This is a genomic window from Streptomyces sp. NPDC048415 (genome assembly GCF_040651675.1).
In the GTDB taxonomy this organism is placed as follows: domain Bacteria; phylum Actinomycetota; class Actinomycetes; order Streptomycetales; family Streptomycetaceae; genus Streptomyces.
On record NZ_JBEZKJ010000057.1, the window covers coordinates 47,200 to 54,347 of the forward strand.

General features: G+C 72.8%; 6 protein-coding genes. 1 reads left to right on the plus strand and 5 read right to left on the minus strand.

The genetic code is table 11. The features are described 5' to 3' along the window. Positions 1-18 precede the first annotated feature (18 nt). The 5 genes from AB0D27_RS30090 to AB0D27_RS30110 all read right to left on the minus strand — a co-directional run bounded on the left by AB0D27_RS30090 (position 19) and on the right by AB0D27_RS30110 (position 5,888). The gene (locus tag AB0D27_RS30090) at positions 19-699 is read right to left on the minus strand and encodes a response regulator transcription factor (RefSeq protein WP_362515148.1); all 681 of its coding nucleotides are present in this window, start codon (positions 697-699) and stop codon (positions 19-21) included. After that, on the minus strand, positions 696-2,006 hold the full coding sequence (locus AB0D27_RS30095) for a sensor histidine kinase (protein ID WP_362515156.1): 1,311 nt from the start codon (positions 2,004-2,006) through the stop codon (positions 696-698). Before AB0D27_RS30095 ends, AB0D27_RS30090 begins: the two co-directional genes overlap by 4 nt. A 247-nt stretch (positions 2,007-2,253) precedes the next feature. After that, entirely contained in the window at positions 2,254-3,411 is a 1,158-nt protein-coding gene (locus AB0D27_RS30100) for an acyltransferase (protein ID WP_362515158.1), read from the minus strand. A gap of 157 nt (positions 3,412-3,568) precedes the next feature. Next, positions 3,569-4,501: an alpha/beta hydrolase gene (locus AB0D27_RS30105; protein ID WP_362515160.1), complete on the minus strand. Its 933-nt coding sequence runs from the start codon at positions 4,499-4,501 to the stop codon at positions 3,569-3,571. Between the two features lie 379 nt (positions 4,502-4,880). Beyond that, complete coding sequence (locus tag AB0D27_RS30110; protein WP_362515150.1) at positions 4,881-5,888, minus strand: alpha/beta hydrolase; 1,008 nt, start codon at positions 5,886-5,888, stop codon at positions 4,881-4,883. Between the two features lie 183 nt (positions 5,889-6,071). Here AB0D27_RS30110 and AB0D27_RS30115 point away from each other — a divergent pair, with 183 nt between their 5' ends. Beyond that, positions 6,072-6,677 carry a TetR/AcrR family transcriptional regulator gene (locus tag AB0D27_RS30115; RefSeq protein ID WP_362515152.1) on the plus strand — a complete coding sequence of 202 codons (606 nt, stop codon included), beginning with the start codon at positions 6,072-6,074 and terminating at the stop codon, positions 6,675-6,677. Positions 6,678-7,148 lie beyond the last annotated feature (471 nt).

A 7,148-nucleotide genomic window follows, 5' to 3' on the forward strand; every position in this document is an offset into this window, starting at 1 on the left:
GGTGCTGGTGGGTGGGGGTCAGTAGCCCGAAGGGCGGACCAAGCCCGATTCGTAGGCGAAGACTGCTGCTTGGGTGCGGTCGCGTAGGCCGAGTTTGACGAGGATGCGGCCTACGTGGGTTTTGATGGTTTGTTCGGCGACTACCAGGCGCTGGGCGATCTCGGCGTTGGAGAGGCCTTGGGCGATGTGGGCGAGGACCTCGGTCTCGCGTTCGGTCAGGTCGCCGATGCGCTGTTTGAGGGGCGCTCGGGGGGTTGAGTCGAGGCGGGAGAACTCGGCGATGAGGCGGCGGGTGATGCCGGGCGCGAGGAGGGCGTCACCGGCGGCGATCACCCGTACCGCATCGGCGAGCTGGTCGGCGGAGGCGTCCTTGAGGAGGAATCCGGAGGCGCCGGCGCGCAGAGCCTCGTACACGTACTCGTCGAGGTCGAAGGTGGTGAGCACCAGCACCTTGATTCGGGGTGTGTCCTCGGTGATGCGGCGGGTGGCCTCGATGCCGCCCAGCTCGGGCATGCGGATGTCCATCAGGACGATGTCCGGGGCGAGTTCGGCGACCTTGGCGATCGCGTCCAGGCCGTCGACCGCCTGACCGACCACCTCGATGCCGGGCTGGGTGTTGAGCAGCACGGTGAAGCCCTGGCGGACCATCTGCTGGTCGTCGGCGATCAGTACGCGAATGGCGCCGTTCGCGCTCGTCATGAGGTCTCTTCTCCTGTTGAGCCTGTGGAGTTGTCGTCGGCGGGAGCCGTGCCGTTGCGCGGCAGGAAGGCGGCCACCGCGAAGCCGCCGCACGACGTCTGCGAGGTCACGAGCGTGCCACCGAGCATCGCGACGCGCTCCCGCATGCCGAGCAGGCCGTGCCCGGCGCCCGGGGACGGCGGGGCGGGGCGCTCGGGCCGTGAGTTGACCACCCGCACCTGGAGGCCGCGGGGGAAGTGCCAGAGTTCGACGTGGACCGCGGAGCCCGGCGCGTGCCGCAGGGCGTTGCTCAGCGCCTCCTGGATGATCCGGTACGCCGACAGCTCCACGCCGGGCGCGAGGGGGAGCTGCTCGCCGGTGATCTCCGTGGTCACGTCGAGGCCCGCGGCGCGGGTGTTCTCGACGAGGCTGTCGAGGCGGTCGAGCGTGGGCTGCGGGGAATCCGGGGCGGTTCCCGTACCGGCACCGAGACCGTAAGGGTCGTCGGGGTTCTCGGAACGCAGCACGCCCAGGACGCGGCGCAGTTCGGTCAGCGCCTCGAGGGCGTTGTGCCGGATGCCCTCCAGGTTCTCCTTCAGCTCCTGGGACGGGTTGTCCACCAGGTGCGGGGCGACCTGGGCCTGGATGGAAATCACCGACATGTGATGGGCGACCACGTCGTGCAGCTCACGGGCGATACGGCTGCGCTCCTCCAGAAGCGTGCGGCGGGCGCGCTCCTCCTCCGTCAAGGAGGCCTGCTCGACGAGCTGGGTGCGGGCCTCGCGGCGGCCCCGGAGGGCGGTGCCGAGAAGGACGACAGCGGCGAACACGACGACGGCCAGCAGCCCCGTCGGACGGTAGGCCGGTCCGCCGACCAGGCCTTGAAGGAAGTAGGTGGCCAGGGCCGTCAGGGACAGCGCGCCTGCAGCCACCCGCGCGGGCACCCGCAGGGCGAGGAAGAAGAGCACGAAGGCGTGCGCGATGAGGGCGGGAGGGCTCCACGGCCAGTCGGGACCCTGCGGGCCCAGGGACGGGATCCCCGTCATCATGTCTGAGCTGGTGGCCGCTGCGGCCACCACGGTGGCGGCCAGCGACAGCCACCAGGCCGGGACGGGTCGCCACAGGGCCAGGGCGATCGCCACGCCCTGCGCGACGCCGGTGACGGTGCCCAGCGCGCCCAGGTGATAGTTGGAGTTCAGTTCGTCCGCGCCCGCGAGTGCGACTCCCAGCGCGATCCAGCACACCACGACATGGGGCAGCAGCCTGAGCCACCGCGGCCGGGACAGCGGCGGCAGCGGCGCGGGCGACGGTGACCCGAGATCGGTCAGGACCGTGCGCAGGAGAGTTCCGACGCCGTGGGTGCGGGCGGGGCGGGCGGGGCGGGTGACAGGGGGTCTGCCGGCCTCGAAGGCTTTCTGCGCGTTGGGGTTGCGCGCAGCCTTCTGCGCGTTGGGGTTGCGCGCGGCGTCCTGCGAGTTGGGGTGGTGCCGGGTCTCCTGCGGATCATGGGACGTGGGAGGAATGGCGGGCTCGCCGTTCGGGTCCCGGTGCTCCGCGCTGGTCACGGGGTCAACCCTAGGCACGAGGAGCCGCCTTCGCTGCCGCCGGGCCGGGGCGGCGGTGGACACGGACCACGCGGGACGGGCGGCCGGTACGGCGGCGGGGTCCCTGTTCATAGGCGCGAAAGGCACACCAGCAGAGGGTGAGGGCGAGGACGAAGACGGGCAGCCAGCCGAGGCGGGCGGCCACCCAGCCCAGCCCGTCGGGAGTGGTGTGCAGGCCGGGCAGGCGCCCCCCGAGGAGGCCGAGGGCGGTGACCGCCATCAGGGACGTCTGGTGCCAGAGGAATATCGTCATCGCCGAGAGGTTGGCGAAGGCGATCCCCGCCCAGACCACGCGGCGCCGCATCGCCCGGCGAAGCGGTTCGCGTAGCAGCAGGGCGACGCCGCACTGCGCCAGGCCGAAGGTGACCGCGGCCAGCGTCGGCGGGTTCAGGTTCGAGACCGCGGCGCCCGGAACGCCGACCATCGACGCCGGATAGCCCGCCCACGCCACCAACGCCGCCGTCGCCGCCGCGCCGCCGGTGAACAGCACCCAGCCCGCGCGCCGCCGTTCCAGCTCACCGCGCGTCCAGGCCGCGCCCAGCGTGTACGGCACCAGCCAGCCCGCCGCGACATTCACCCAGCCGAGCCAGGACGGGCCGCCGAGGCCGAAGCGAATGAGGTCCACGTGAAGGACGACGGCCAGCGGCCACAGCGGGTTGATACGCGTCACCAACGGCGTCGCCGCGGTCAGACCCGCGAAGACCACCAGGAACCAGAGCGGGGACAAGGCCAGTTTCACCAACGTCTGGACCGTCTCCAGGCCCGTGCCCGACAGGAGCAGGCAGGCTGTGGCCGCCGTCCAGAGGGCCAGCACCGCGGCCACCGGTCTGAACAGGCGGCCCAGACGGGCTCGCAGCCACTGCCCGTACGTCGTGCCGCGCGCCCGCGCCGACGCGTAACTTCTCGTCGCCACATGGCCGCCCACCAGGAAGAACACGGCGAGTGTCTGGAAGGCCCAGGAGATCGGGGCCAGCCAGGGCATCTGCTGCAAGGGGCTCGCGGTGTGCAGCGTGCCGCCGTCCGTGACCAGGGCCGTCACCAGCCAGTGGCCGAGCACGACGCCGAGGATCGCGAGGGCCCGCAGGGCGTCGACAGCGCGGTCCCGCCCGGCGGGGGTCGCGCTGTCGATGCGCTGTGCCGCGTCGCGTAGGGCGTTCCATGCGGAGCGGGGGCCGGCGAAGCGGGGTCGGAGTGAGCGGGAGCAGGAGGAGCGGGAGCAGGAGCGGGAGGAGGAGCGGGAGGAGCGGGGGTGGGGCACCAGGCCTGTGGTTGGTTTTGCGTTCACTTCACGCACGGGGCATCTCCGAGGTGTCGCCGAGGACGATGCGGGCGAGGTTGTCCAGGGACACCGAGCCCGGTGTGAAGTAGTCGCTGTGGCCGCCGTCGCCTGCCGCGAAGACCTGGGCGCCGAAGGCCGGGGACACCGGGTCGGTGCCGAAGCCGACGGTCGCGCCGAAGAGGTCGACGCGCGCGTGCGGAACGTTCGCGATCCAGTCGTCGGCGCCCCGGGCCGCCCAGACGCGGGCGGACGTGTGCAGCGCCGCCGCGGAGTCCGCGCCGGTGCCCGGGCTGCCGACGAAGGCGATGTCGTCCACGTCCACGTCCAGGCCCCGTGCCGCGCTGCCGCAGACCACCGTGCCGTACGAGTGGCAGAGGAGGGATATCTGCGCCGACTGGCCGACGACGCCGCGCAGTTCGCGTAGGAACTGTTGGAGGTGAGGGGCCGCGTCCTGGGCGCGGCCCGTCGTCAGGGCCGTGGTGCTCACCGTGCCCGGCGTCTCATAGCCCAGCCAGGCGATGACGGCCGTGTGCGGGCCGAGTCGGTTGTGCAGGGCGACGGCGCCGGCGCGGAAGCGGTCGTACGTCTCCAGGGTGGTGTCGGAGCCCGGGACCAGGACGGCTATGTGCTTGGCGTGGGCGAGGTCGCCGAAGACCTCGACGGCCCGGCCGGAGGCCCGGCCGTCGAAGAAGAGGAAGTGGCGGGTGGGGTCGGCCATGGCGCGGTCCGCGGCGGCGCGGGTGCGGTCGCCGTGGTCGGCGGCCATGCGGGACGCCTGCGCGGCGTTGGCGCGGTTCGCCTCGTACGCCTTGTGCAGCGTCGACGGCGTCACCGGTGCGACGGACGCGGGCGGTGGGGCGGGGATCTGGGGACGGGCGGCGGCGGAGACGGGGACGACTACGGCGCCCATGACGAGCGCGGCGAGTAGGGTGCGACGCAGACGCCGGGCGAATCGGCCGCCCCCTTCGCCGGCTCCTTCGCCAGTTCCTACTCCGGTGCCTTCGCCAGTTCCTACTCCGGTTCCTTCGCCGGTTCCCGGGTCGGGCTTGTACGAGCCTCGTTCCTCTGTCGCGGGCGGCGTCGAGGTCGCGGGGTGGTCAGTTCTTCCCGTCGCGTTCGGCTTCGCCCGGAATCCCATGGTGTCCTTCCCTTCCGTCCGCCCGCTCGTCGGGCGTCACTGGAAGGAAGTTACGGATCGTGACGTGTCGTCCGCGTCCCGCTGAGGAGCTCACCTGCGAGGTAGCTCTCAGGTATTACGGGTATGACCGGGTGGCGTGAAGCTGGGGTCAAGTCGCCTTAGCAGGAGGCGGGTTGAGAGGTCACCAGGCCAGCTGGGCGATCTCCTCGGCCACCACCGCGCAGGCGTCCGCCGCCGGGTCGATCAGGGGGAAGTGACCCACGCCCTCCAGGAGCGTCAGCCCGACCACCTCGCCCGCCTTCGCGGCCGCGTCGGCGTACGACTCGGCGACCGCCTGCGGCACCACGATGTCCGCGCGGCCCTGTACGAGGGTGGTGGCGATGCCGGTGGGGAGCAGGCGCACCGGGTCGGCGTACGGCAGGCGCTCCGCGAACCCGCCTTCCCCGCCGAGGAGTTGACGGGCCGCGCCACCGCACACATCGAGCTCCTCCGCGACCTGGAAGTCCGCGATCGGGGCGAGGGCGACGACGCCGCGCAGGGGAGCGGGCCGGTCGGTGCGCCAGGGCGCGTCCGGGGGCAGGAGGTGGCGGGCGGCGGCCCACAGAGCGAGGTGGCCGCCCGCCGAGTGACCCGTGACCACCATGCGCCGGGGATCGGCCTGCGGGAGCGCCGCCCGGACCAGCGCGGGCAGGGCGTCGAGCGCGGCCGCGATGTCGTCGAAGGTGTCCGGCCAGCGGCCTGCGATGGGGGCGGGGGCGGTAGGGGCGGGGGTCGGGCCTGCCGGTTCAGTGTGCGTGGGGGGCGCGTCGCCATGCGGCATGGGCGTCGCGCCGCCATGCGGCGTGGGCGTCGCGCCGCCATGCGGCGTGGGCGTCGCGCCGCCTCGGCGGTATTCGACGTTGGCCACCGCGAAGCCGCGGCGGGCCAGGAAGTCCGCGAACGGGGTGATGTGGCGGCGGTCGTACGGGGCACGCCAGGCGCCACCGTGCAGGACGACCACGACGGGGACGGGGACCGTGGATTCGGGGTCGAGGTCGCGCGGGGCGTAGAAGTCGATCACCTGGTCGGGGTGGTCGCCGTACGCGGCGGTGGCGTCCGGGGCCACGGGTGAGTGCGAGAAGGCTGACGCCTCTTCCGCGGCGTCGCGCTGCGCGGCCGCCTCGTCCTGGGGTGCGGCGTCGTCCTGCATGCTCCAACCTCTCAGCGGTGAAACGGATTTCGCGGACCAGGGGAGAATTCGGCCGTTGGCGGGGACGGTATCAGGCCCGTGACGTGCGTCGACACGGGGTTGTGACGCTCGGTGAGGGGTAAACGGTGCTGTCGTTTCGTTACGCTGGCGGTAGCGTCCCGTACCCGAACAAGGAGGCCCCCCATGTCCGCCGAGCCCGGCACCGTACGTCCCGGAGGGCGTACCGCGCGTGTCCGTGCGGCCGTGTTGCGGGCCGCGGGGGATGTACTCGCCGAGCAGGGGTTCGCGCATCTCGATCTGGCCGATGTGGCTCGGCGGGCCGAGGTGGGCAAGACGACCGTGTACCGGCGGTGGGGATCGGTGGCGGGGCTGGTCGCCGACCTGCTCGGCGATATGGCCGAGCAGTCGTTGCCCCGTACGGAGACCGGGAGCGTGCTCGGGGATCTGCGGGCCAATGCCGCGCTGGTGCGGCGGACGCTGGCCGATCCTCGGCAGGGGGCGTTGTTCCGGGCGGTCATCGCCGCGGGGGCGTGCGACTCGCGTACGGCGGAGGCGTTGCGGCGGTTCTATGAGGTGCGGGTCGCTGAGTGGGCGCCTTGTGTGGAGCAGGGGGTCGCTCGGGGGGAGTTGCCGGTGGGGACGGATGCGGGGCTTGTCGTGCGTGCGGTGTCGGCGCCGCTGTACTACACGTTGCTGACCACCGGCGTCGCGCCGGATGCCGCGGCTGCGGATCGTGCGGCCGAGGCCGCGGTTGCCGCTGCCGCGGCTGGGGTGTACGTCGTCGGATGACCCCGCGCGGCGCCGTGGCGGCGGGGATTTCCCCCCTCCGCCCCTACCGCTCCGAGCCGGAGTACGTCCCGGGCGACCCCCGCGCGGTGATGCGGGCGGGTGAGGTCGCCCCCTCCGCCCCTACGCCTCCGATCTGCGTGTACGTCCCAGGCGACCCCCTCGGTGATGCGGGCGGTGGAGACGCCCCTCCGCCCCCACCCCCTGGCCGGGGTGTACGTCCCAGGCGACCCCCTCGGTGATGCGGGCGGTGGAGACACCGCTCCGCCCCCACCCCCTGGCCGGGATGTACGTCCCAGGTGGCCCTGCACGGTGGTGTGGGCAGAGGGAATTCGCCCCCTCCGCCCCTACCGTCCCGTACCTGGGGGCTGCGCCCCCAGACCCCCCTTGTCGCGCTTCGCGCTCGTCCTCAAACGCCGGACGGGCTAAAAGATCTCAAGCGCCGGACGGGCTGAAACCCCCCGAACTCCTCAC